Raw genomic sequence first — 25,986 nt, 5'->3', positions numbered from 1 at the left:
AAATCCTTATGGGGCAATGCTGTTACTTGATATTTTAGAAAGTGTTTGTTGCGCTTTCAAGTCTTTTCGCGGCCAAAGAACCTCACCGGTCTTGATATCGACCACGCCGTTATAATTGATTCTGGCATCGGGCAGGAAATCATTCGGCAAAAAGGCAAGCGTATAAAACGGATCATGAAATCGATAACCCCTGGTTAAAAGGATATCGATTAATTCTTTTTCTTTTCGAGCGACCAACTGCAATGGTTCGTAGGAACCATATCCCAAAAGAGGCAAGGGAAATTCATAAATAATCTCACCTTTTTCAATAAGGACAATGCCCCCCTTCATCTCCAACACTCTATTCACGGCGGTCTTCATTGCTTCGTGTGAACGGCCTAATACCAAAATTTCTCTGGCGGTATTATAAGAAGAGGCCAACCCCTCAATTCCATCCCCAAAGCCTCCGACCATGCCATTGGTGATCCAACGTCCATTCCTGTCCAATAGGGCGGCATGGCATACCCCCTCTTTATCCTGCAGCGTTAAATGTCCATTTTCCGAATCAAAACAAGTCCATTTGACGCGGGTGATGACAGCGCTGATCATTTCCACCACGGGGAAATCCATCGATTTTTCCGGAGTGAAAATCTTGAAAAAATCTGCCGTCGCACGCCACTCATGATTCACGAACAGTGTTTTTGGAAAAAATTTCTCCCACGCTATTTGAGGAAAGGGGGCGGCGAGGTTGCCATTCTTTGCGATTACCCGTCCCTTGGATATCGTTGTTTCCGGAACCGGATGATAGAGATCTTTCAAAATTAGTATGTCAGCGTCTCTTCCCGGCGCAATGCCGCCGATCTGCCGGTCCAGACCGTAATATACGGCGGGGTTAAGGGTTACCATGCGGTATGCCAATACGGGGGGAATGCCTTCCTTAATGGCGATATCGATCAGATGGTCGGTCATACCGAACGTGTCATAATATACGGCCGTAGACGAATCCGTGGTCAACATCAATCGTTCCGTCAGTATATTTTTTTCGACAATCGGCCGGATGATATCGGCCAAGTCCCGTCTGAGCGAACTTTCTCTTAAGATAACATACAGGCCGAGCCGTAACCTGTTGAGCACATCTTCCCCGGTTATGCTCTCATGGCAGGATTCCACACCCACTCGGGCGAGAACGTTCAGTTTTTCGAATTTGGCGCCGGCAAGATGGCCATCCACTCGCTTATTGGCCTTTCTGGCGGCGTCAATCATATTCAAAATTTTTGAATTTCCCTTTATCATGTCGGGCCATCTTGTTATTTCGCCAATGGATCGAACAAACGGGTTTTTGATAAGGGTTTCAATGGAATCCAATGAGAAAATCTCGTCTTCATTCGCTACGGCGGTCTGGGGATTCGTCCTGCAAAACCAGAAAAATTTAACCGGCCCTTTGGAAAGCGTGTTCATCAATTCCTCAAACAGCGTTACCCCGATGGGCGGAAAATACACGAGGTTATCACAGAAAATTGTGGTAACCCCCTTTTTGCACGCTTCTTCACCGAACGATATCGGATTATAGATATTATCGGCATGAGCGTGGGGTTCAATATAACCGGGAACCAGCACCTTATCCGTGACATCGATGATGCGCGCGGCATGGGGCTGCACCGGGTTGAAATGGCCTACCGACCATATTTTTCCATTATGTACGGTAACGTCTGCTTTCAGTAACTCTCCTGAATAGACATTCAAAACCGTTCCGCCGGTAAGAAGCATATCAATAGGTTTTTGTTGTGCATCGGCGGCCGAGTGTCGGGAATCGGATTTTAGCGTGGTCATTAAGATAGAAGCCCTTTTTTTAAGAAAAATAATGAATGATATGTGGCAAAAACTCGCTTTTTATGCGGAATATGTCAATAAAAATGAGTCGTGGCCTTTTTCCCCTCTCCCGCATCGCCTTCTTTTTACATGGTGTAAAGCGGGCGGACACTATTTTGTTACCGCGGGATTCAACCCTCCGGTTTGAACAAATATTTAACCTCATTTTTACAGATAGATACCATTGTATTTCCCCGCCTTTGCCCGGCGGATGGTGGTCAGTTGGCATGGGGCTTGCTCAATCATGACGACAGGTATCACCGTTTTTTTTCTGAACCCTTAAACCGTCTTGGTTGAGAAATAAATCCAATGCCGAACATCAACGTCATGCTGGTGGATGATGAAGAAAGATATCTGACAACGACCCAAAAGCTGTTGGAGAAAAAAGGGTATGCCGTCGAGACCGCCGCCAGCGGCGCGGAGGCATTGGCGAAATTGAAAAAAATGAACATTCATGTGGTCATTCTGGATGTCAAAATGCCTGGCATGGGCGGCATCGCGACCTTGGAAAAGATCAAGCATGATTTTCCGCTCGTTGAAGTCATCATGCTCACCGGTCATGCCACGGTGGAATCCGCAGTCGAGGGGGTTAAACTGGGCGCGGCCGATTATTTAATGAAACCGGTCGACATCGAGGATATTTCCGAAAAAATCAAATCCGCCTTTGAAAAAAGACAACACATTAAAAATCAAAAAGAAAAACGAGATATCTATTTTAAGGAACTCAAGCTGAAGCTGGCGCTCGGGCTGCTGGCGGCCTTCATGTTGCCCTACGCGGCCTTTTTCACTTATTTTCAATTTCAGTTCAGCACCACGCTGAAAAACACAGGCCGATTGAACTTAGAGGCCCTTTCAAACAGCCAAAAAAACACGGTCGATCTGTTTTTGCAGGAACGTGTCGTTAATCTTTTCAGCCTCTTTCACGGCAATGAATTTACCCTTTCGCCTTCCGTCGGCATCATGGCGCAGTGCCTTCAGAACCTGAGACAAGCCAGTGATGCCTTCTGTGATGTCGGTTTTTTAAATGCCCAAGGCATTCAAATCGGATATGCGGGTCCGTTTCCCGAGTTACAGGGAAAAAATTACAGCAACGAAACCTGGTTTAAAACGCTTCTGCGTCAAGATCGGCATTATTTTATCAGTGATATTTATTCAGGACTTCGAAATAAGCCGCATTTCACCATTGCCGTCAGGCAGGTTATCGAAGGTGCGCCCTTTGTCATGCGCGCCACACTGGATCCGGATAAGTTTTATATGCTCCTTCGCGCCATCAGCCGCGGCAAGGCCGTCGAATCCGCCCTGATCAACAAGGAAGGCCGCTACCAGATCGTCGATCCGAACCGGGGGGAATTGCTGGAGAAAAGTGACTTTATACCCCCAACGGATATTTTTTCCGGCGTCGAGGAGATTCGGGAAAACGGCAATGCCGTGTTGATCGGTTTTGCATGGCTCAAGGAAGCCCCCTGGGCGCTGCTGGTGAGACAACCCCTCAACATCGCTCACGCTGCCATGTATCGCAGCCGGCGCATTATGACGATCAGCCTCGGCATTATCTTTTTTTCCATCGCGGCAGGCATCTGGTTTGCCAACAGCCGGCTGATCGGCTGGTCCAAGGCGGCGGCCGATAAAAGCGAAGAGTTGCGCATTCAGCTCTTTCACGCCTCGAAACTGGCCTCCGTGGGGGAACTGGCCACCGGAGTCGCTCACGAGATCAACAATCCGCTGGCCGTTATCGTCGCCGCCAGTGGGGTAATCAAAGATCTTTTCGACCCGGAATTCGGTCTTACGCCGAGCCGGGAAAATGTGATGAAAGAGGTTGAAGCCATTGAATCGGCCGCCTTCAGGGCCAGAACCATAACACGACAACTGCTCGATTTCGGGAGAAAAAACGAGCCAAAACTCATCCCGTGCCATGTGAATAAAATTTTAAATGAGGTTATGTCCGGGTTAAAAGAACGCGAGTTCAAGACCGCCGGTATCGAGATCGTTCGTGAATACGATCCGGGCATTCCGGAAATTCTGCTGGACAGCGATAAGATTCGTCAGGTGTTTTTAAATCTCATCAACAATGCGGGTGATGCCATCACGGGTGCCGGTACGATCACGATTACCACCCGCAGAAAAGATCAGCATATAGAGGTCATCATAAAAGATACGGGGGGTGGTATTCCTCCGGAACTTCTACCCGATATCTTCAATCCATTTTTTACAACCAAGGAGGTGGGCAAAGGGACGGGGCTCGGGCTCAGTGTTTCTCAGAACATCATCAAATCCCTCGGAGGTGAAATCGATGTGGCGTCCACGCCGGGGATCGGCACTCAATTTACCGTCTCGTTACCGATTAAAACAAAAGCCAGTTAAAGAATATGGCCTTAACATCATATTAATAACCGATATTAACGCATTCGCAAAGAGGATGGATTATGGAGAAGCAAACCGGTGTTAATGGAAAAAATGAAAAGCTGAAGATCCTTTTAATTGATGATGAAGACCGTTTCAGGGAGAGCCTTTCCAAGCAGCTGGGGTTGCGGGGCTTTGATGTGCTCGATGTCAACAACGGAGAGGATGCCATCAAAATCGTTCGGCATGAAAACCCCCATGTGGTTATTCTCGACCAGAAAATGCCCGGCATGGACGGGATTCAAACCTTAAAGGAGTTGAAAAAGATCAGGCCGGAAGTGCAGATCATCATGCATACCGGCCACGGCTCGATCGAATCGGCGCGGGTGACCGGAAAGCATGATGTGTTTTCGTACTTGGAAAAACCATGCCCTCTGGATGAACTGATTACGGCGATCAAAAATGCGGCTCAGGAGCGGGTTTACGCACTGGCCAAGCATGAAATTCCGGATGTGGCGAAAACCGGACTGAAAGACTGGCTCATCGGGGTTCAAAATGCCAGGCCCGGATTCATCCTTCTGGGGGTTATTCTTTTTCTTTGCATTCTCATCACGCCCGCCCCGAAACTGACCTCCCTTTTGTCCGAAAAAAAGGCCGGCAATCCCATGGAGAGCATCAACGGGTTTTCCGACTACCGCAAAATGGAGATCGGACAAACCATTACCGAGTATTATGGGGAAAAGGCCAAACTAACCCAAAAAACGAAAACCGCTGACGGCAAAGTCGTTAAGTCGGCCCCGAGCGTGGACACGGTCGTTATGAAGGCCAAGGTCATGATCGGTGTGCTGGTGGTAGCAGCCCTCTTCTGGGCGACCGGTGCCGTTCCCATCGGTATAACGGCCCTTCTGGTGGGTGTGCTGATGTATTTTTTCGGTGTTTATCCGGCCGATATGGTGGCCCAGGCCTATGCCAAGGATTCGGTGATTTTCATCTTCGGCGTGTTGGCCCTCGCTGCCGCCATCAGCAAGACCGGTCTGGATCGACGCATCGGCATTTTGTTGCTGGGTACCAGTTCTTCTCTTACCCGCTTTGCCTTATTCTTCGCCCCGATGCTCGCGATCACTGCCGGGTTTCTTTCCGAGCACGCATTGGTGGCGTTTATCGCCCCTGTTTTGTTGCTGGTCTATATGGCGGCCATTCGGACCGCAGGTCTGAAACAGGACCGGTATCTGGTGGTGTTTATGCTGCTGACCCTGACCTTCTGTGGAAACCTCGGCGGGCCTGGTTCCCCGGCAGCCGGCGGCAGAAACGCCGTCATGCTGGGTATTCTATCGGATTACGGCATTAAAGTGTCATTCGGACAATGGGTCAAAATGGGGCTTCCCTTCGTGCCGGTTTGCACCCTGCTAGTGTCCGTTTTTTTTCTTTTCGTTTTTCGCGGTAAAATAAAGACCAAAGCCATCAATGTCGCGGAAGAAGTCAAGCGTGAAGCGGAAAAAATCGGCAAGATGACGCCGGATGAATATAAATCGGCTGCAATCATTATTCTGGTGGTCGTGCTGTGGATCACCTTGTCGGACAAGGTGGGAATGGGGGGGCCCGCGATTTTATGCCTTGTCCTGTTGAATATTTTAGGCGTCCTTCGCTGGAAAGACATTAACGGAATTCACTGGGATGTCGTTGCGCTGTATGCGGCTGCCAGCGCCATGGGCTCTGGGCTTGCTTCCACCGGTGCGGCGCTCTGGTTGGCCAGCAGCTTTGTGGATATGCTTCCCGCCGTTATGAAAAGCGGAGATGGTCTTATCATGTCGGCAAGCTTTATCACCGGCATTCTCACGAATTTCATGAGCGACGGGGCTACGGTGGCGGCTGTCGGGCCCATCACCGTTCCGATGGCGACCCTTTCACAAACATCCCCCATCGCGGTGGGATTGGCCACGGCCTTTTCTTCTTCTTTTGCGCACATGCTGATTATCGGCACACCGAATAACGCCATCGTGTACGCGGTTGCAAGGGATCCGGAAACCGGCGAGCAGCTTGTAACGACAAAGGATTTTCTCGTTTATGGCGGCGCCGTATGGCTTATCAGCATGGCGGTGCTCTATCTGTGGGTCATTCTCGGATACTGGAAATGGTTCGGCCTGAGCTGAGTGTCTGATCCGGCTTCATCGGCCATCGGCGGCCGCCGGCAGCTTATGGATCTCGATGTCAATCATTTGCTGCCCGGTTGCTGATAGGCCGCACCGGAAAACATGGGAACATGGAGTTACCGACATGGCAAAAGATAAGATCAACCTGCTCATTGTGGATGATGAAGAACAGTTTCTGGAATCCATTCGAAAGAGCCTGGAGATAAGAGACTTTAACGTCATCACCGCCAATCGGGGAGATAAGGCGATTGAAGCCGCGCAAACCCACCCGGTGGATATCGCCTTGATTGATCTGAAAATGCCGGGCATATCCGGGCAGGAGACACTTAAACAGCTCAAGCAGAAACATCAGTGGCTGGAAGCCGTGATCTTGACCGGTCACGGTGCGATCGATTCCGCGGTTGAATGCGCGAAAATAGGGATTACTTCCTATCTTCAAAAACCCTGTGAACTCGACAGTCTTCTTGAAGCCCTGCAGGGGGCTTATAAGAAAAAGGTCATGAACAAGAAAAAAATTGAAGAAAAAAAGATGAATGAACTTCTTAATATTTCTTCTTCCAGCAGTCCCCGGGCGATTCTTCGCAAACTCAGGGAGTTGGATCAGGGAGAAGAGTAAGCAAAGCGAAATGAACCCGAAAGAGTCCCCGAAACGCAGGGGTTGATAGTAAAGGGCGTCCAACATAAAGGTTCGATCCGGAATGAAGACAACCATCAAATCGCAACCCCATGATTCCGCATTTTATCATGCGCTCACCCGGAAAATGGTGATCATCATGGTACTGGTCTCCTTTACGCCCCTCTTGCTGATCAGCGGCCTGATTCTGGAACAGTACAACCGTTCCTACCGGGAAAAGGTTCATGCGCACTTGGGCGAACTGGTGGAAAAACACTGTCAGAACATCGACGGGTTTTTAACCGAACATCTAAATTTGCTCAGATTTCTCGTCAATTCTCATCCCTTTGAACAATTCCGGGACGAAACGTTTCTGGAAATAAAACTGGCACAGTTGCAACTGCAATTCCATGGGGTGTTCGAGGATCTGGGCGTGGTGGACGATCAGGGGGTTCAGATCGATTATGCGGGTCCCTTTAAACTCATGCAAGCGAACTACAAGAATGCGGATTGGTTTAAAAAGGCCATTATCAGCCCGTATTTTATCAGTGATGTGTTTCTGGGGCTTCGCGCTCTGCCCCATTTCATTATTGCCGTCCGCCAGGAATATAAGGGAAGGGTTTGGATTCTTCGTGCCACCGTCGATTTCAGGGCATTTAACACCTTGGTTGAAAACCTTCGCATCGGCGAAACCGGGTTTGCCTTTATTCTGAACAAGGCAGAAGAATTTCAAACAAAGCCGCCGCTCGGGTTTTTTACTGAAAAAGATCATTATGCCCTTTTTTTAAATGATACTGCCACGGAAAAACAGCGCGTCAAAATATTTGAAAAAAAGAATGCCGCGGGAAAAGAAAATCTCTGTGTTGGCGCCTTTTTAAAAAACGGCGACTGGTTGCTCATCTACCAGCAAAATACGGCCGATGCCTACCGGGATCTCAACCATGCCCGAAAGGTCGCGCTGCTGATCATTCTCATCGGCGGTATCGTCATCATTACCACCGCCATTTGGATCGCTCGCAGAATGGTTGCCCGAATCGCCTCGGCGGATCGCGAGAAAAATATGATGAACAAGCAGGTCATTGAAACCGGAAAATTGGCGGCCATCGGTGAACTTGCGGCCGGCATCGCCCATGAAATCAACAACCCCGTGGCCATCATGATGGAAAAGGCCGGATGGATTCAGGACTTGCTTGAAGAAGAGGATCTTAAAGATTGCCAGAATCTTACGGAGTTTCAAAATTCACTGGAAGAAATCCGTAACCAGGCCAGGCGTTGCAAGGTCATTACCCACAAATTGCTGAGTTTTGCTCGTAAAACCGATTCCCGGCCGCAACCGGTCCAACTCAATGACCTGTTGGAAGAGGTTGTCGGGCTGTCCGAACAGCGAGCAAAATACGCGGGGGTTTCCTTTCATAAGAAGTTCTTTGCGAATCTTTCCACCATCGAAGCATCACCGACGGAAATGCAACAGGTGTTTTTAAACCTGATCAACAATGCATTGGATGCGATGGACAATAAAGGCGGTAGTATTGAAATTTCGACCCGGCAGCATAAGGACCATGTCACCGTCGCGGTGGCAGATACCGGTCCCGGCATGCCGGCCGCTAACCTTGAAAAAATATTCCAACCGTTTTTCACAACCAAGCCGGTCGGAAAAGGCACCGGACTGGGGCTTGCCATTTGCTATGGCATCATTAAAAAAATCGGCGGCCATATCGAGGTCGAAAGTGAGATAGGCAAAGGAACAACCTTTTATCTTCATTTCCCGGTGGAAAAAACCGTCCAACCTGAAAACATTCAGCAAATTCAAGGAGAATAAAAATGGCCAATGTGAACGTATTATTAGTGGACGATGAGACCACCTTTGTCAATGTCATGGAAAAGCGTCTTAAAAAACGTCAGGTTCATGTCGTCACCGCCTTCAGCGGCCCGGAAGCGCTTCAAAAACTTGCTGAAAACAGTACCATCGAGGTTGTTATTCTGGACGTCAAAATGCCGCTGATGGACGGGATTGAAACGCTGTCGAGAATTAAAAAAGAACACCCGCTCGTGGAAGTCATCATGTTGACGGCGCACGCCACCGTTGAATCGGCTATCGACGGAATGAAACTGGGCGCTTTTGACTATCTGATGAAACCGTGCGAGGTGGAGGAACTGATAGAAAAAGCGGAAACCGCTGCACAGCAAAAACGGGCGCAAGAGGAAAAAATTATCGAAGCCCGGATGCGGGAAATCACGCTTCGCCGCGCCTAGCCGGGAAAGACGACACCGATGTCCGGAAGCTGGGCAGCTGGGTTGCTGGGCAGCAGTGCGGCCAATGGCCTTTTCCAGTTATGCACGCTTTTTCGTGCATGTTTCTCATAAAGGAGCTACGCAGCGGTTAAGAAAGCCGCCGGTTTGGCGTTGCGGACCGGCGCAGGAGAAACAAATTATGTCCCGAATCAAAACGATTTTGCCGGATTTTCTTCGAAACTCCGGCGAAGGCGTCCGTCTTCTGCTGGTGGATGATGAAAAAGTATATGTCGAAACACTGGCAAACCGGCTTCGGAAAAGAGGCTTTACCGTATCCAAGGCAAGCAGCGGTTCAGAAGGCATCCAGTTGCTGCGCAAAAATGAATATGATGTGGCGGTTCTGGACTTGAAAATGGAAGACATGGATGGCATTGAGGTCCTTAAAATATTTCGTAAAATGGCCCCTCGGCTTATGGTGATCATGCTGACCGGCCATGGGTCTGAAACCGCCGCGCGTCAGGGAATTGAATTCGGCGCGTTCGACTATCTGTCCAAACCCTGTGAATTTGAGGAATTGCTGGAAAAAATCATGAATGCCCATCGAAAACGGCAAGCCGCGTGCCTGCCTAAGGGGTGATTATGTTCTATAAATCAAAATTTTTTCAGCTTGGTATCGCACTGCTCGGCGCAGCGGTCATTTTGATGCTGCCGCGCCCGGAGGGCACCACATTTAAAATCTCGGGGGATGCATCGCGTTCCCTGTTCAATGCGGTGAAGGGCCAGTTCGACCCGGTCGGTAAAGCCCATCGGTCATCGGCACCCTATATCATACGCGCCAAGCATTCGGCCGGCGCTGAAGCAAGTCTTACGCTCTTGCGGGAAAAGGCAAGCGTATTAGACCTGCCGAATATTCACATCAGCACCGTGGACGGCATTTCCCCCACGCTGCAGAAATTTTTCGCCGTGCTGGCCATACTGATTTTTCTGTTTATTTTTGAACCGATCCCCCTTGAGATTACCGCTATCTGCATCGGCGTGCTGCTGGCCGGTATGGGGATTATGGATATTAAAAGCGCATGGGCGCCTTATATGCATCCGGTAGTGGTTTTCATCATGAGCTACTTGATCTTTGCCATATCGGCCGACAAGTCCGGCCTTACCCGGCGTCTGGGGTTTTTCATCATTCGGCTGGCGGGCACCTCCATGATTCGCTTTACCTTTGTTCTGGCGATCGGGCTCGGCATCGCTTCCTCATTTATCCATGATGCGGCCGCCTGCGCGATCGGTATTGTCACGATGCAACCGCTGATGCGGGCCGCCGGCATTGCCCCCCATTCCCGGGCAGCCAAGTTCATGATGCTCTCCATTCCGTTTGCCACGTCCTGCGGTGGCATGGGTTCCTTGATCGGCGGCGGTCGGTGCCTGGTAGCAGCCGCCTTTCTTAAAGAATTCACCGGCGTTGAAATTACTTTTTTTGACTGGATCAAGTTTGCGGGCCCGGCGGCCCTCATCACGGTTCCCTTTGCCGTGCTCATTGTTTACCTGTTCTTCAGACCGGAAAAAGGCATCCGGCTGCCGCAGTTTGATGAATCGGCAGGACCTTGGTCAAGGTTGGAGAAAAAAACGCTGGTGATCACCTTGCTCACGCTCGGGCTCTGGTTGACCAAAGGGCTTCATGGCATGGATTACTCCGTGACCGGCCTGCTCGGCGTTTCAGCGCTGATCCTCTTCGGTGCCCTCACATGGGAAGATATTCACACCAACCTTGAATGGGGGACCGCGCTCTTTATCTTCGGCGGCGGTATCTCTCTGGGGCTTGCCATGGGGGCTACGGGCGCCGCGGATTATTTTGCGAATCTTTTCTTTCCGATTGTTCAGGGCGGCGGATGGCTTCTGCTGTTTATCGGCGTCGGGGTAATCGGAGCGTTAGCCACCAATATCATGGCCAATGTGGCGGCGGCCGCGCTGATTCTTCCGGTTGCGATTGGCATCGCTCAAATGGAAGGCATTGATCCGCGTGTCGTTGCGCTGTGTTTCGGAACGACCACATCCTTTGCCATGCTGCTGGTTATCGGATGTCCACCCAATGCCATCGCCTTTAGCTATAAATATTTCAAGGCATCGGATTTAACCAAGGTTGGCCTAATGGCCACCCCGATTCTGTTGGGTGTTCTGGTGCTTGTCGCTCAGGTTTGGTGGAAATTTTTAGGAATCTTTTAATGATAACGCTGAGGAGCGTAAATGAAGTCATTACGACTGCTCATGGTGGACGACGAGGCCGTTTTTTTAAGCACCATCGCCAATCGCCTGAAAAAACGCAACATCATTCCAGAAACCGCCGATAGCGGAGAAGCGTGCCTGGCCATGATGGCTGAGCAAGACTTTGACGTGGTTGTCCTGGATGTTAAAATGCCGGGCATCAGCGGCCTGGAATGTCTATCACAGATCAAAAGCAAATATCCGCACACGGAAGTTATTCTGCTTACGGGGCATGCCTCCACGCCCGATGGCGTCACCGGCATTAAATCCGGGGCGTTTGATTACCTGAGCAAACCCGTAGAACTGGAACATTTAGTTGAAAAAATCAGGCAGGCTTACGATAAAAAACAGCGGACCGTTGAAAAAACAAGGGAAGCAGAATTTCGGGAAAAAATAAACCGCCAGCTCATCGTTACGGAGCGCCTAGCGTCCCTGGGTACCCTGGCCACGGGCGTGGCGCACGAAATCAACAACCCCCTTGCTATTATTCAGGAGTGGGCTGGATGGATGAAAAGCATTCTTGAAGATGCCGGACCGGACTTCCCCCATTCAAAAGAGTTCAACACGGCGCTGAATAAGATTGAACTGGCGATCGGCCGGGCCAAACGCATTACCCATCAGCTGCTTGGCATGGTCCAAAAAGCCGATGACACCGTGATCGAAATTCAGGCCGCGGATCTTATCTCGGATGTCATGCAACTGGTGAACCGCGAAGCGCGCAATCATAATATTTCGATTGTCTTTAAGTCGGAAGAAAATCCATCCTTCTGGTCGGACCCCTTTCGGCTTCGCCAAGTCCTTCTAAACCTAGTGAACAATGCGATTCAGGCTACGCCGAACGGCGGAGTGATCACGATAGGGGCTACCCTCGACGGAAACGATATGGTGCTTCAGGTTCAAGATACGGGCGGCGGTATTGCCGTGGAAAACCTGGAAAAAATATTTGATCCGTTTTTTACCACTAAGCCGACCGGTGAAGGCACGGGATTGGGTCTTTATGTCTCGCGAAAGATCATTGAAAAGCTCGGCGGGAACATCACGGTTGAAAGCAAACTCGGTCAAGGCGCCCTGTTTCAACTTCGCCTGCCGATTCGTCCCGAATTGAAAGACGAGATTTAAGAGCCGTCACCACCATAAATGGAGATACGCACCATGGTAAAAATACCCATCCGCGTCTTGATTGTGGACGACGAAGAAGATTTTACGGATATTCTGGCCCTGCGGCTCACCGATTCGGGCGAAATCGCGCATAAAGCCTACAATGGCAGCGAGTGTCTGAAGATCCTTGAATCCGAAGCCATCGACGTGGTTGTCCTGGATATCAAAATGCCGGGCATGGACGGTATCGAAACGTTGCGTGAAATCAAGAAGAAATTCCCTATTGTGGAAGTCATCCTTTTGACCGGGCACGGCACAACACAAACCGCTGTGAAAGGGATGCAATTGGGCGCATTTGACTATCTTTTAAAGCCGGCTGATTTCAAGGAATTGAAATCTAAACTGGTAATTGCGCGGCAGCGAAAGGATGAACAGGAAGAACGCATCAGAAAAGCCGAAACAAAACTGATGTTGAGAAAGATTGGCGATTTTTAGAATGATTATGCCGCTTGCTCATCCGGAAGTGTCTTTTTTCCGGATGAGCCTATTTCCGGCAAAGGGAGCCGAAAAAGCAAAAATCAGCCTTTTACCAGTTGACATGTCAGCCGGCATGCCAAATCAAAGCCGAGTTTCCCTGTGTTTAGCACCATATCGTAGAGCATGGGCTGATCATAGTCTTGCCGTCCAAAATTCTTATATAAATTAATTCGCCGCTTATCATCGGATGCGACCAAGGCGGCGGCTTGCTTGTGGGATAACTGATATTTATCCTCAACAAACCGAATGCGAGTTTCCAGGTCCGAAACCAGCAGTATTCGCTTGGCATCGGGCCGATCCTTGAGAATGTATTGACCGCCCCGGCCGATGATGACCGCATTGCCCTCATCCGCAATTTTGGTGATTATCTTCTGCAGCACATCTACATATACAGCTTCGTCAATGTACCCGCGCTGGTCGTCCAGGATTCGATCCATGAAAGATTTGGGGATTAAATTCGAAATAAACTTTTGAAATTTTTTACCGACCTCTTTTTCCATGGATCTTACCCAGTCCGTGGATACGCGTGCCTTTTCGGCAACCAATTGAATCAGCTCGTTATCATAGAGCGCAAAGCCAAGTTCTTGTGATACCATTTTGCCTAAGGTCAACCCGCCGGCGCCGAATTGCCGTGATATCGTCAACACCGTCATAAATACCTCCCCTATATAAATGAGTTAGAAAAGTTACGTTCAGCAGTATGGTGAATTCTATCCGCCCGAAGGAGGGTAATTAAGTTGCTAATACCATGAAACACCAATGTTTTTTATAACTGTATTCAGTAAAACTTACAACTTAATTTTCCATTCCGGTCAAGCGGAAACAGCCAAGATAGCAACCGGAAAGGGTGAATTCCACTCTGCGCCGATGTGTTGGTGCTATTTGGTGCAGCGCTGATAGCGGAAAAATTCAATGACATCCAACCATCAAAGTGATAGAGTAGTCGTAAGGAATTCATCGGTATCAGGTTTACATATATTATCTTATTGTTACCGGGCAGCAATTAAAAAAGAAGGGCTACTTGTCAATGGCGGATGACCATATCCTACGCCTGACCGAGTCGGTAGCAGGTGCGGGCTGAGCGTCCAAACTCGCGCCGGGGGACCTGGAGCAGGCATTATGCGGCATGCTTTTTCCGACCAATGAGAATGTTCTCGTCGGGTTGGAAAGGGCGGACGATGCCGGCGTGTATAAAATTTCAGACGAGCTGGCACTGATTCAGACCGTTGATTTTTTCACCCCCATCGTGGATGATCCCTATTGGTTCGGGCAGATTGCCGCCGCCAACGCGCTGAGCGATGTCTATGCCATGGGCGGCACACCAAAGACTGCCTTGAATTTGGTGGCGTTTCCGGTCAAGCAGATGGCCTTATCGGTGTTGCGGCAAATCATTCAGGGCGGAATTGATAAACTGACCGAGGCTGGTGTGGTGCTTGTCGGCGGTCACAGTATCGAAGATAAGGAATTAAAATACGGCTTAGCTGTTACCGGATTTGTGCACCCGGCGCGGGTGCTCACCAAGAAAAACCTGCAACCAGAAGACCGGCTGATTCTGACAAAGCCGCTGGGTTTCGGTATTGTCAATACCGCCATTAAGGCGGGAATGGCTTCCGCGGATCTGACGGAAAAGGTCACTCGTTTGATGGCATCGCTTAACCGGACCGCCGCTGACATCATGGTCCATTACAATATCAGCGCCTGCACTGACGTGACCGGCTTCGGTTTGCTCGGGCACCTTGCGGAGATGGTTAGCGGCTCACGCATGAGCGTGCGCTTGTTTTCCAGCCGGGTGCCGGTGATTCCGGAAGCGCTGGAATTTGCTGCCATGGGGCTTATTCCCGCGGGCGCGCATAAGAACAGGGCATTCCGGGAGCAGATGATCCGTTTTGCAATGACGGTGCCGCGGCCCTTGCAGGACGTAATGGTTGATCCTCAAACCTCGGGGGGGTTGCTGATCAGCGTAAGCGCCGGTCAGGCTGCTGATTTCTTGGTGGCGCTGAAAGAAGCAGGCATCAGCGAAGCATCGGAAATAGGGGAGGTGTTCGATGATCCGGAAGAGAATCTATGGATCGCGTAGGGGCGACAAGAAAATAAACGCTGGCGGAGATAGTGATGGCAATTTATCTGGTTCAACACGGAAAAAGTTTGCCCAAGGAAGTTGATCCGGAACAGGGACTCAGCGAACAAGGCATCGCTGAGGTGAAACTCATTGCCGGGGTGGCGAAAAACTACCGGATAACTGTGTCAAAGATTTTGCATAGCGGTAAAATAAGAGCGGCCCGGACGGCCGAACTTTTTGCGGATGCTTTGCAGCCCGGGCAGGGGATCTCGGCAGCAGAGGGTCTTAACCCCCTTGACAGTGTCGATGCCTTTGCCATGAAACTGGATGCCGAATCGCAGATTATGATAGTCGGGCATCTGCCTTTCATGGAAAAACTGGTGTCTCGTCTTACCACAGGCAGAGAGGGCCACACCATCTTCAAATTTCAAAACGGGGGTATTGTTTGCCTTGATCAGGAGAAAGCCCGCGGCAAATGGCTTATCAAATGGGCGTTGATGCCGAAAATCGATTGACGTTTAAGCTTGCCTATAGGCAGTGATCGATCAAGTCTTTTTCAAATGTGTTCGTCGCCTGGATGTGCCCCTGTTACAGCATATAGGCATAGCTTTCATGAGCGGTCTAACCTGTCTTCCGGTTGGCGGCATTAGTTTTCGGTTTCGGCTTTTAAAACGAGTGTCCAACTATACCCACAGGCGCAAGTTATATCATACCAATCTGTAACCCCCGATATCGTAATATAGTTCGCGCATAGCGGACATTTTGTTCTATGTGTGCGTTCGGTAACGAGCGGCGTCTCGTGTTTTAGTTCAAGCGAATTAACGTGGTTATTCATTTTTTTCCCCTTTTGTCATAGGGTTAAACAGGAGTTTCAGAGATAAACGGCAACGGAGGTCGTAAACCCGCGTCAGGCGCGGTTTTAGTGGCCGGTTTGTTGTAAGACCCCACCGGCGTCCACACGGTACCCGAACGCCGATAGGACTTCGGCCTGGGTCTTACTGGGCGTTTCAAGACGACAGGCCGGCTTTCGTTCCCCTTTCTTCAGGCTCAATACCTGATGCAGCCTTCGCATATCCTCCATTATGTCGGCGGCCGTTCGGTTTATGCCAGAGGCCGCCAGTTTAAGTTCGATCCGGCGCAGATAAGTCATAGCCACCACGCAAGTAAACAGGTGGCACCTTATTTTGCTGTCCGTCCAGTGGCGTACAGGGCTTACTCCCACCAATTCGTCGTCCTTGCTTAGACGAAATCGATCCTCCACCTGCCAACGGTCAAGATTTGCCTGAACGATGTCGCTCGTTGTCCAATCCGTGTTATCCGTAATGATAATGCTCTTTCCGAACATGGCCTGCTTTTGGCTGACCAGATACGCGTTTTTGCGGAAATTCATGGAGAGACCGGCCTCCGAATCCACGAAGGTGAGCTCGTAGAGTTCGTGCGGCATATGCATTCTCGCGCAAAGGCGCAAGTAGCGATCCTTAACAGCCTCCTCGTTTCTCCAATGCGGCGCCTTGTCTCTTACCTTTGCCCGCATGGAAAGCAGCTCCTGACGGATTGTCTCCAGCTTGTCATTGAAGGTATATTCCTGCTTGCGGCGGCTCGATGGATTATAGGTGACGATCACCGCCCGCTCTTTTCCCCAATATTCTCCCCTGGTCCGATAAGCCAAAAGGCATTCCTCTGCCTTTCCCTCCGCCATGAGCCGCCTGTTTCCCGGTGTATCCACCGGCTCGAACTTATCAACGGAGGTCGCGGCAAGATCCTGAGCAAAATAGGTGGAATAGGTGGTGATGAAATGAATACGCGAGTGCTCGTCGATCCAGGCATAATTATCCTCTGCGTTCATCCCCTTATCGATCACCACCGTAAGGCGCTCCTTTGTTTGGTTCAAGCCGCACACGGCCCCGAACATCTCATCCATGATGGCCTCAAAATGCTTGCTGTCATGGATATTGCCCGGATAGACGCTGTAATATAACGGCAGCCGCGAATCCCTCGCCACCAGAAGCCCCAGACCGATTTGCCTTAAGTGGTGCCGGCCCGCCTTGTTTTTTCCCCGCATGGCAAGATCCGATTCGGTATGGCTGGCCATGTAGGTGTAATAGTTGGTGGTGTCGAACAGAAGACAGTCCGCCGACGGCGCTTCCACGCGCCAGATGCGCTCGAAGAACGCTTTGGCGATCCTGCTTAAATCGTCCTCGGATACCCGGTCCCATTTTTCCCAGTAGCGTTGACTGGTGAGCTCTTCGAAGTCAACGGGCCGGATATACTGTATGGCGGTGTGCCGGTACCAGGATGCGAGCTTGTTCTTGCTGACGGCCTGCACCATCCGGTTAAGCACGCAGTACAGGAAATACTCGCCGATGGAAGGACCCGTTTCCCGATCCGCCCGCGGAACGATGTCATCGATAAGAGCGCAAAGGCTGATGTCCTTATCGATCTCACAGGAAAGCCACAGCGCACCGAATTCTTCCACCTTCAGTATCACGACATCCTCATCGCGTCCGCGCACCAATCCGGCGACCTTTTCCGGAGACCCGATGTAAGTCTGGGAAATGACCTTGGGCTTGCCGTCGACCCGTGCGATCTCCCGGACATAGAGGTAGGGTCTTCCCTTTTTAGTCTTTACGTGGAAGTGAGCCATGAAGACACTATACATGGTAGGGTCTTACATGTCAAGCACAAAATAACGCGAAGGCTCATTATTCAAGGGCTGTAGGCCTGGAGAGCGGGAGGAGGCGGTGGGTCTTACGGAGCGACGTGTCGTAAGCTACTGTTATTCAAACGGATCGAAACAGCGGGATGGATTATCTCTGAAACTCCTGTTAAACTGTTATTGACAACTACATCTGTTATTCTATCACAATAATTTACAGTATTGCTATAGGCATATGTACCTATTTTTCTGAATAGATTTGTCTATAGGGGGATCGTAACGCTCACCTGATTAATAGGTTTGTTTTTTTTATGATAGGCAATATTGATAAATTATAGGACTTGGTAGGGTGTTAAACCCTGTTGGTGAGGGATGCTATCGTTTTTGTATTTTGATGGTATCCATCGGAATATTATTCATCCGTTTGGCTCTTATCTAATTGGCTCTTATCTAAAATCTTTCTTATTTTCTGAGAGATCTCTTCGACACTAAACGGTTTTCGAAGAAAACCATCGCACCCTCGTGCCAGCATCTCTTGCGCTCGGCTGTCGAATGTGTAGCCGCTGGAGAGAAGAACCTTGTTGCCGGGGTTTATCTCTTTCAATCGGTCATAGGTCTCCGCGCCGCCCATGCCGGGCATGATCATATCCAGAATGACCAAGTCAATATCAAAATTTTTATGCTTAACAATTTCTATGGCTTCTTTCCCGCTTCTGGCGACTAACACCCTGTAGCCTAAAATTTCCAGCAGCTTTTTGCCGACCTCGATGATCATTTCCTCATCATCAACGAGCAGGATTGTTCCCTCTCCTTTTATAAGTTCCACGGGTAGTGTTTTCTTTTTAAGAACTTCCTTATTCGAAGCGGGCAGGAAGATGTTGAATGTGGTGCCTTCTCCCTGCTTACTACGAACGTTGATGAAGCCCCCATGGTTTCTGATGATCCCGTAGACGGAGGCAAGGCCCAACCCATAGCCCGCCCCCATTTCCCGGGTGGTAAAAAAAGGGATGAATATTTTTTGCCGGGTTGCTTCATCCATGCCCGCGCCCGTGTCGATTACCGATATTTTAACGTATCGGCCCGGTGCGATGTTGTCGGATTTCACATACGCCGCATCAAGGGTGACATTCTCGGTCTGAATATAGAGATCACCCCCTTCAGGCATTGCCTGCCAGGCATTCACGAAGAGATTCATCAGCACTTGCTTCATCTGGCCGTGATCTATTTCCACAGCCCAAAGATCCTTTCCGTATTTTTCGTGAACCTGAATCTCCTTTTTGGCCTGCGCAAACATCAGACTCTCATGCGCTATGAATTCATTCAAGTAGGTGGGGCTGACCTCGTATTTCCCGCCCCTGGCAAACCCCAACAGGTTTTTTGTCAACCCCGCCGCATTTTTGATGTAATCCTCGATGCACTTCAGGTGTTCAAAGTCGGGGGAAGAGATGTCCTTATCCATCAGTATTAACGAAATACGTCCCTGAATTGCCATGAGAACGTTGTTGAAGTTGTGGGCGATACCGCCTGCCAGTGTGCCGATGGCTTCCATTTTCTGGGCTTGCAGAAGCAGTGTCTGCAGTTTTTCCTGCTCGACTTGAGCCTCTTTGCGCTCGGTAATGTCAAGCGCGGTGAAGGTGACCCCTTTTCCGGGGTCGTCAGCGTTTATCAGCGTGGAACTGAGCAGCACGTTGATTATGTGGCCATCCTTGCGTTTCCACCGCGTCTCCACCGTTCCCGTTGAATGATCCTGAATCTGCGCGTACTTTTCTCGCCCGACATGTTCATAGTCTTCGTCGCTGGTATAGAGCATTCTGGCGTTCCGGCCGATCAGCTCTGCTTCGGCGTAACCTGTCATTTCACACATGCGTTTATTGACCTGTTTAAGCACGCGGCCGATGACCACCCCGATACCGGTCGGGGCGGCTCGGAACACGCTCTGCAGATGCTTCTCACTCTCCCGAAGCGCCTCCTCGGCCCGTTTTCGTTCAGTAGTATTACGCCCAATAAAATAGAAGAAGGGGGTATCGCCAATCCGGATCATTCGAGCTGAAACCTCTACAGGAAAGAGGGTTCCATCTTTCCGCATATGCTTCGACTCAAAGACCAGCCGTTCTCCCGACAGCAATCGATGTGTCTTTTCCAAAAATGATTCCCCGGTATCTTCGGCATCAATGGTTGAAAAAGGTTTACCGATAAACTCCTCAAACGGGTAGCCATAGGTCGTGCAGGCGGCTTCGTTCACATCAACGATTAGGGGCCCGTCTTTATGGGTGTGGTCAACCACGAATATGCAATCGGATGCCTGGTTAAAGAGCGTTCTAAAATGCGCCTCGCTGTCGCGAAGTTTTCTTTTGACCCGCTCATTGTCTTTCTTCAGCCTCCTCTGTTGAAGCGCATTCTTTACGGACGTAAACAGCTCTTCGGGCTCAAAGGGTTTTTTTAAATAATCGTAAGCCCCCTTTCTGAGCGCTTCCACAGCTGTTGCTGTGGATGCATTGCCGGTCATCCCTCTGTGCCAATGAAAGGTGAGACACCGACCCTTGAATAATTAGTGTAGGGCGGGTAAGGAAATCACCTATGAAAACAATAGCCATGAAACAACCCAAAATTAGTCGTCATACAGTGCCAACCGAGGGTGACTCGGAAGAAAACCCAACAGCGACCGGTGATAATACACCGGTTGACAGTGGCCGCGCTCATCCTGACCCTGAAGTGCCGGAACAAAAGCCCAGACGAAATTTTACGGCCGGTTACAAGCTACGCATTCTTCAACAGGCCGAGGCATGTGTTGTGCCTGGTCAAATCGGCCAATTGTTGAGGCGCGAAGGCCTTTATTCCTCCAATTTGACCACCTGGAGAAAGCAGCGAGATCAGGGGCTTCTGCACGCCATGTCGCCCAAAAAACGGGGCCGTAAACATAAAGAAAATAACCCGTTGGCTCCGCGTGTTGCTCAGCTGGAAAAGGAAAACCAGCGTCTTGAGCAGAAACTTAAACGAGCCGAACTCATCATTGATGCGCAAAAAAAAATTTCAGAGATCTTGGGGATAGCTCAGAGTCTCGACGAGAACAAAGGGGGCGACTCATGAATGCGGCTATCGTCCTGAGTATGGGTAGTGATAAAAAATCCGCTTGCGAGGCATTGCAGATAGCCAGGGCCTCTTTTTACCGCTTTCACGCGAAGCCGGATATGCCTGCTGATGGCTCAAAACAGCGCCCCTCACCACCACTGGCGCTCAGCCCCGATGAAAGGCAATCCGTGCTCAATATTCTGCATGATGAGCGGTTCCAGGATGCAGCGCCTCATCAGATCTATGCGACCTTGCTTGATGAGGGTCAACATTACTGCTCCATTCGAACGATGTACAGATTACTCGAAGCAGAACACGGGGTTGTCAAAGAACGTCGACGCCAGGTTCAGCGCCCTTATTACAGCAAACCCGAACTTTTAGCCGATGCGCCCAACCAGGTGTGGTCATGGGATATCACCAAACTCAAGAGTACGGTGAAATGGACCTATTTTTACCTGTATGTGATTATCGACATCTTTAGCCGATATGTGGTCGGCTGGATGGTCGCTTATCGGGAGCAGGATAGTCTGGCCAAAAGGCTGATAGAGCAAACCTGCCAAAACCAGCAGATAAAAAAAGGACAACTGACAATTCACGCCGACCGGGGCTCAAGCATGAAATCAAAATCCGTGGCCCTCTTGCTATCGGACCTTGGCGTTATCAAAAGCCATAGCCGGCCGCATGTCAGCAACGACAACCCCTTTTCTGAATCGCAGTTCAAAACCCTCAAGTACTGTCCACAGTTCCCCGGGCAGTTTGGCTGCATTCAGGATGCAAGGGCTTTCTGTCAGCACTTTTTCTCCTGGTATAACAAAGAACATCATCACTCGGGGATTGGCCTGATAACGCCGGAGCAATTTCACTACGGCTTGGCTAACCGTATTGTTCAAGAGCGTGCAAAGGTGCTCAATACCGCCTTCGATAAAAATCCTAATCGGTTTAAAAACAAAATGCCAAGGCCACCGGCAATACCGGATGCCGTATGGATCAATAAACCCAAACTCATTGCTGGTGACGGTGCCGAGCATGGGTGGGGGGTGACCGTAACGGAATCACAAAAACATGGAGTGGAGGTCACCCCCTACCCGTGCGGTCAAAGCCCAACCGTTCTTTGCCCAAGCAAAGAGCTTGACCTTTGTTCACTAAATTATTGAAAACCGTGTCTCATTTTCATTGACACATTCCGATGATTATAACCGGAATATCCAGATGTTCCCGGCCTATCCTTTCCATTACCCGGAAACCGTCCATTTCCTCCATGGAAATATCAAGGAGGATAAGATCAACCGATTCCTCTCGCAGGTACTTCAACGCATCATGGCCGTTGCTGCGTGTTCTTACATCAAAGCCTTTGACGCTTAACAGGGCTTTTAGGCTGTCACACATGCGGCGCTCATCATCAACGATAAGAATCTTTTCGTTGCTGTAAGGCATTGTCGACCCCATTTATATCGCCTTTGTCTTCATTGCGCGCCTCAATTGCCGCATAGACACCTCGATTGTGGCTCTCGTTAAGGCCATTCTATTGTAACGCTGGTCGAGTTTGGTTTGTTTGCCAAAGCGCACAATCATTGCAGGGCTTGCAAGCTGAGCGCTGCCGTGATGGACTCCGACGCTGTCAGTGCCGCGGGCGGCTGAGTGCCCAAGCGCTCGGCCGAGAGTCCCTGTGCTGTGCCCATTTCGGCGATTATTGCCTTGGCCCTGGCATTTGCCAGCGCCAAAAATTGAGCGTCGGTCACCGGTTCAACCGTCAGCAATTGGGCAAAAAGAGCCTTGGCCAAAAAGCCGGCATCCGCCCCTTCTCCATTCTCAGGAGCCTTTTGCAACTCGGCCGTAAAGGATTTGAGCTTATCAGCCCCAAAACGTTCCGTGAACATTTTTTCCAGTGCCTTGCGGGTATCGGTGCTGCTGAAATCCACCGGGCCCGCATCCTCTTGCGGCGTCAGGGCTTGCTCGAGTCGGACCGCCAGGGTATTGCGCAGGCTTCGCCGCGCTATTGCGTTGCGATCTTTTTCCGGGTGAAACCGTCCCTGCACCACCAGCTTCAATTGCGGCCGTTTGCCAAGTGCTTCGGCCAGTTGAAGCAGCTTTTCTTTTTCCGGCGGCGGCACATCCGCACGGCCTGGCTCAAAAGTGATACTGTCGATGCTGTCATTCTCCCCGCCGGGGATTAATGCGGCGATGGCGCGAAATGGGCTGGTCACGATTTTCTTCAAAAGATTGAAAAGGGCCTTGCCGATCAGTGCGCCGAAACTGAATTGGGGGTTATTAAGGTCACCACTGACCGGAAGTCCCAGATCAATGACGCCGTTTGAATCCTTGAGCAGCGCCACGGCTAAATCAAGTGGGACATTGACGGCCGTCGGGCTCTCCACCTTCTCCCCGAGCTTCAGACGTTCCACAACGATCTTGTTGTCGCCTGAAAGTCGGCCATTATGAATTTCATAGGCCAAATTCACCGATAGCTTGCCGGAATCGATCTTGCGGCCGGCGAACTTACCTGTATAAGGGGTCAGCTTAGTCATTTCGATGTTACGGAAAGCAAGGCCGATGTTTGTAAAAAGCTTGGGGTTGACGGTGTTCACTTCACCATCGATCTGAGCGGTTCCGAATTGGTTCACACGGCCTTTGATCTTTATTTGCGAACGGGCGTCTTTGACCGAGGTGAGGCCGGCCAGACTGCCCTTGAGTTCGTGAATGTTCGCGGCGAACGGAATTGGCAGGTTGTAATCGGCAAAGGTGATCCGGCCGTCTTTGACCAACACGCGACGAACGCGATAGAAGAACGCCCCGTTGCCACGCCCGTCTTTTTTCGGTTTGACCGCCTTACTGACAACGGACCTGCCGGGCTGTTCGGCTTTGATTAGATTGGCCAGGTTGAAGCTCCCGTTTTTTTCGACGATAGCTTTTCCGATCAACCCCTGCACCCGAATGTCTCCGATATCGACCCCATTTGGCTGCAAAAGCAGTTTGAGTTGCTTGCTGTTCACCGATATCCAACCGAGCAGGGTTTCGTCGGCATTTGGTTCGGTAATCTTCAGATTTTCGACCTTGAATTCACCCTGGTAAACAGTTTGCGCTTTTGTGTCCTTGGCCGCGTAGCGTAAAGAGCCGGTAGTGGAAAAGGTTCCTGATTTAAGCACGATGGCCGCCACCGGCGCGATATAGGGTTGGGCCGTCGGCAATGCGATCCCAACCAATTCGACCTCTGCGGCCAGCGATTGTTTGGTGGGGTCGAACGTGCCGGCCGCCTTGATCCTGCCGCCTTCCCGAATGCCGACGGCCAGTTCAATCGGCATCGTGGAGCGGCCGTCCACTTGCGATGCGGAAGCTGAAAGGGTGTCTATATTGAGGATCGGATGATCAGCACCAACCATGCGATCCCAAAACGTCAGCTGCATTCCGGAAAGTAAGAGACGATCCACCAAAAATTGAAAGGCTGAAGCCTTACCAGAAGCCGGGCCTTCTTTTGGCGCGCCATCGCCCTGGTTTGCTGCCGTGGCATCGGCCAGTGTCTCAGGGACGGTATCGGACTGCTCAACGGCCTTTTCGGGCTTTTTGGCAAGGGTATTTTCTTGTGGCTGTGCTTGCGCAAAGAGGTCTGTCAGATTAAGGGTGCCGTCGATCCTCCTTTCGATTCGAGCCGAGCCGCCGTCGATGGCGATCAAGGCAGCGGTCAGGCGCTTTTGGACCAAATCAGCATTTCCCTTTTCCAGTGTGAATGAATTGATTCGAACGATCGGCTCCGCGGCCGCAACGTTCGCCCGAATGTTCGAAAGCTGTATCATCAAATCTTTCACCAGCGCTGATGGGTGCTCCCCGGTTTGTGCTTCTGCTGAAAAGCCGCCTTTGAGCTCACCGATCGCGGCCTGGAGTCCTGGGGCGCGTTGCGCGTCCTCGTAATGCGCCGAGAAGCCGTTGATTTCGAATCCGGGCAGATTAAACAGCCAGGTCGCTGCATTCCGGGTGTCTACCGGTTGCGTGGTGTTGTTTTTAGATCCCTGTTCGAAAGGCGGCGCAATGCGTTGCAGATTTAAAACGCCATGTTCGTCCATTGCCAGGTGCGCGCTTCCCCCCTGCACGGTTATGGTGCCCAGATCGATCTTGCGACCGGTCAGGTCAAGGCGCGCGCCTGTGATCCGCGCGTCGGGCAGCTCCAGAAACGGTGCTTGGGAATCCGGCAGCGCAAGGGCGATGCCGTTCAGCAGCACGGACAGATTGGATAGCACGATCTGCGCGGCCACGCCGCCGCCATCAATGGTGCAGTCTGTTGCTACCGTCAGCGTCCCTGCCGGCGGCGAAAGTCGCAGTTTGTCGCCGGCAAAATTCGCCAGTGTAGCGCTTTTGACGTTCTGCAGGCTGAGGTGGCCCTTGACGATCAGCGGGTTCAGGCCCACCCGACCAAGCCACTTCGCCGTTGCACCATTGTTGCCGGTGGCGGTGAGGGTCGTTTCCCCCCCCTTTTCTGGCAGAGTGGTCAGGTTGGCGATTCCGGCAGTCAAGGGGCTCAGCGTGATCGTGGCGGGTGTGTCCGGTCGTTGATCCGTGAACGTGAATTGACCATTTATAATACGGATACTTTCAAAAACCAAGCGAGGTGGTGGCGACCGTGTTTCATCTTTGGGCCGTTCGACCTCGGAAGAAGATCCCAAGTGAGCCAGATTCAAACCGCCTTTTTTTTGAATCACGGCATTCACCGCAGGCCCATCCAACTGAATCTCTCGGAAAACCCAGGCCCATCTGAACAGACTTTTCAGTTCGAAATCGACGAGCAGTCGCTCGAATGCAAGGATCGGCTGACCATCCGGTTCATCCATGCGGAACGCACCCATTTCCAGCTTGAAGATATACGGATTTAGCGCCACATTGCCGATAACGGCCTTCTTTTGAAGATTTTCATGAATGATCTTGGGCAGGTAATGCCGAATGAGATAGGGGGTTAAAAAGAACCCGGCCAGCGTGTAAATCAGAATAACCGAGGCAGAGACAATAAAGGTCTTGCTCTGAACGATTTTTTTAAATTTGTTCATAGCGTTTTGCTCCTATATTTTTTATCAAAGCATAATCCCCCTAATTTTCCAAGCATCAATCTTGATGAGCGCGCGCAAAAGGCCGATGAACTCGC

Annotated in this window: 17 protein-coding genes and 1 pseudogene; 12 read left to right on the top strand and 6 right to left on the bottom strand. The window is 50.7% G+C overall.

Going from position 1 to position 25,986, the window contains the following annotated elements:
• Positions 1-6 precede the first annotated feature (6 nt).
• A complete protein-coding gene (locus RBT11_17065) occupies positions 7-1,809 on the bottom strand; it encodes an adenine deaminase C-terminal domain-containing protein (GenBank protein ID MDX9788490.1) in 1,803 nt (600 codons plus the stop codon).
• Between the two features lie 348 nt (positions 1,810-2,157).
• On the opposite strand from RBT11_17065, the gene RBT11_17060 reads away from it, so the two are divergent.
• The 9 genes from RBT11_17060 to RBT11_17020 all read left to right on the top strand — a co-directional run bounded on the left by RBT11_17060 (position 2,158) and on the right by RBT11_17020 (position 13,035).
• On the top strand, positions 2,158-4,209 hold the full coding sequence (locus RBT11_17060) for a response regulator (GenBank protein ID MDX9788489.1): 2,052 nt from the start codon (positions 2,158-2,160) through the stop codon (positions 4,207-4,209).
• Between the two features lie 62 nt (positions 4,210-4,271).
• Entirely contained in the window at positions 4,272-6,338 is a 2,067-nt protein-coding gene (locus tag RBT11_17055) for an SLC13 family permease (GenBank protein MDX9788488.1), read from the top strand.
• Positions 6,339-6,462: 124 nt separating this feature from the next.
• Positions 6,463-6,954 carry a response regulator gene (locus tag RBT11_17050; protein ID MDX9788487.1) on the top strand — a complete coding sequence of 164 codons (492 nt, stop codon included), beginning with the start codon at positions 6,463-6,465 and terminating at the stop codon, positions 6,952-6,954.
• Positions 6,955-7,036: 82 nt separating this feature from the next.
• Positions 7,037-8,770 (top strand): ATP-binding protein, encoded by a 1,734-nt coding sequence (locus tag RBT11_17045; protein ID MDX9788486.1) that lies wholly within the window; start codon positions 7,037-7,039, stop codon positions 8,768-8,770.
• Positions 8,771-8,772: 2 nt separating this feature from the next.
• On the top strand, positions 8,773-9,204 hold the full coding sequence (locus RBT11_17040) for a response regulator (protein ID MDX9788485.1): 432 nt from the start codon (positions 8,773-8,775) through the stop codon (positions 9,202-9,204).
• 178 nt (positions 9,205-9,382) lie between these two features.
• Positions 9,383-9,820 carry a response regulator gene (locus RBT11_17035; protein ID MDX9788484.1) on the top strand — a complete coding sequence of 146 codons (438 nt, stop codon included), beginning with the start codon at positions 9,383-9,385 and terminating at the stop codon, positions 9,818-9,820.
• 2 nt (positions 9,821-9,822) lie between these two features.
• Entirely contained in the window at positions 9,823-11,403 is a 1,581-nt protein-coding gene (locus RBT11_17030; protein ID MDX9788483.1) for a DASS family sodium-coupled anion symporter, read from the top strand.
• Between the two features lie 21 nt (positions 11,404-11,424).
• On the top strand, positions 11,425-12,561 hold the full coding sequence (locus RBT11_17025; protein MDX9788482.1) for a response regulator: 1,137 nt from the start codon (positions 11,425-11,427) through the stop codon (positions 12,559-12,561).
• A gap of 33 nt (positions 12,562-12,594) precedes the next feature.
• A complete protein-coding gene (locus RBT11_17020; GenBank protein ID MDX9788481.1) occupies positions 12,595-13,035 on the top strand; it encodes a response regulator in 441 nt (146 codons plus the stop codon).
• Between the two features lie 83 nt (positions 13,036-13,118).
• Here the strand turns inward: RBT11_17020 and RBT11_17015 are convergent, their stop codons facing one another.
• Positions 13,119-13,730, bottom strand: coding sequence for a cytidylate kinase-like family protein (locus tag RBT11_17015; GenBank protein MDX9788480.1), 612 nt, complete (start codon positions 13,728-13,730; stop codon positions 13,119-13,121).
• Between the two features lie 374 nt (positions 13,731-14,104).
• On the opposite strand from RBT11_17015, the gene selD reads away from it, so the two are divergent.
• A complete protein-coding gene (selD, locus tag RBT11_17010; protein ID MDX9788479.1) occupies positions 14,105-15,154 on the top strand; it encodes a selenide, water dikinase SelD in 1,050 nt (349 codons plus the stop codon).
• Between the two features lie 35 nt (positions 15,155-15,189).
• Positions 15,190-15,651, top strand: a complete 462-nt coding sequence (gene sixA, locus RBT11_17005) for a phosphohistidine phosphatase SixA (GenBank protein ID MDX9788478.1) — start codon at positions 15,190-15,192, stop codon at positions 15,649-15,651.
• A 404-nt stretch (positions 15,652-16,055) separates the two neighbouring features.
• Here sixA and RBT11_17000 read toward each other — a convergent pair whose 3' ends face one another.
• Together RBT11_17000 and RBT11_16995 are read right to left on the bottom strand one after the other, a co-directional pair.
• A complete protein-coding gene (locus RBT11_17000) occupies positions 16,056-17,795 on the bottom strand; it encodes an IS1634 family transposase (GenBank protein ID MDX9788477.1) in 1,740 nt (579 codons plus the stop codon).
• Between the two features lie 409 nt (positions 17,796-18,204).
• Positions 18,205-20,298: a PAS domain S-box protein gene (locus RBT11_16995; protein MDX9788476.1), complete on the bottom strand. Its 2,094-nt coding sequence runs from the start codon at positions 20,296-20,298 to the stop codon at positions 18,205-18,207.
• 188 nt (positions 20,299-20,486) lie between these two features.
• On the opposite strand from RBT11_16995, the pseudogene RBT11_16990 reads away from it, so the two are divergent.
• Positions 20,487-21,862: pseudogene (locus RBT11_16990) on the top strand (IS3 family transposase).
• A gap of 169 nt (positions 21,863-22,031) precedes the next feature.
• Here RBT11_16990 and RBT11_16985 read toward each other — a convergent pair.
• Together RBT11_16985 and RBT11_16980 are read right to left on the bottom strand one after the other, a co-directional pair.
• The gene (locus RBT11_16985; GenBank protein ID MDX9788475.1) at positions 22,032-22,307 is read right to left on the bottom strand and encodes a response regulator; all 276 of its coding nucleotides are present in this window, start codon (positions 22,305-22,307) and stop codon (positions 22,032-22,034) included.
• 122 nt (positions 22,308-22,429) lie between these two features.
• Positions 22,430-25,891 carry a DUF748 domain-containing protein gene (locus tag RBT11_16980; protein ID MDX9788474.1) on the bottom strand — a complete coding sequence of 1,154 codons (3,462 nt, stop codon included), beginning with the start codon at positions 25,889-25,891 and terminating at the stop codon, positions 22,430-22,432.
• Positions 25,892-25,986 lie beyond the last annotated feature (95 nt).

It is taken from the genome of Desulfobacterales bacterium, from assembly GCA_034003325.1.
Taxonomy (GTDB): domain Bacteria; phylum Desulfobacterota; class Desulfobacteria; order Desulfobacterales; family JAFDDL01; genus JAVEYW01.
This window is presented reverse-complemented; position numbering and strand designations above follow the sequence as displayed.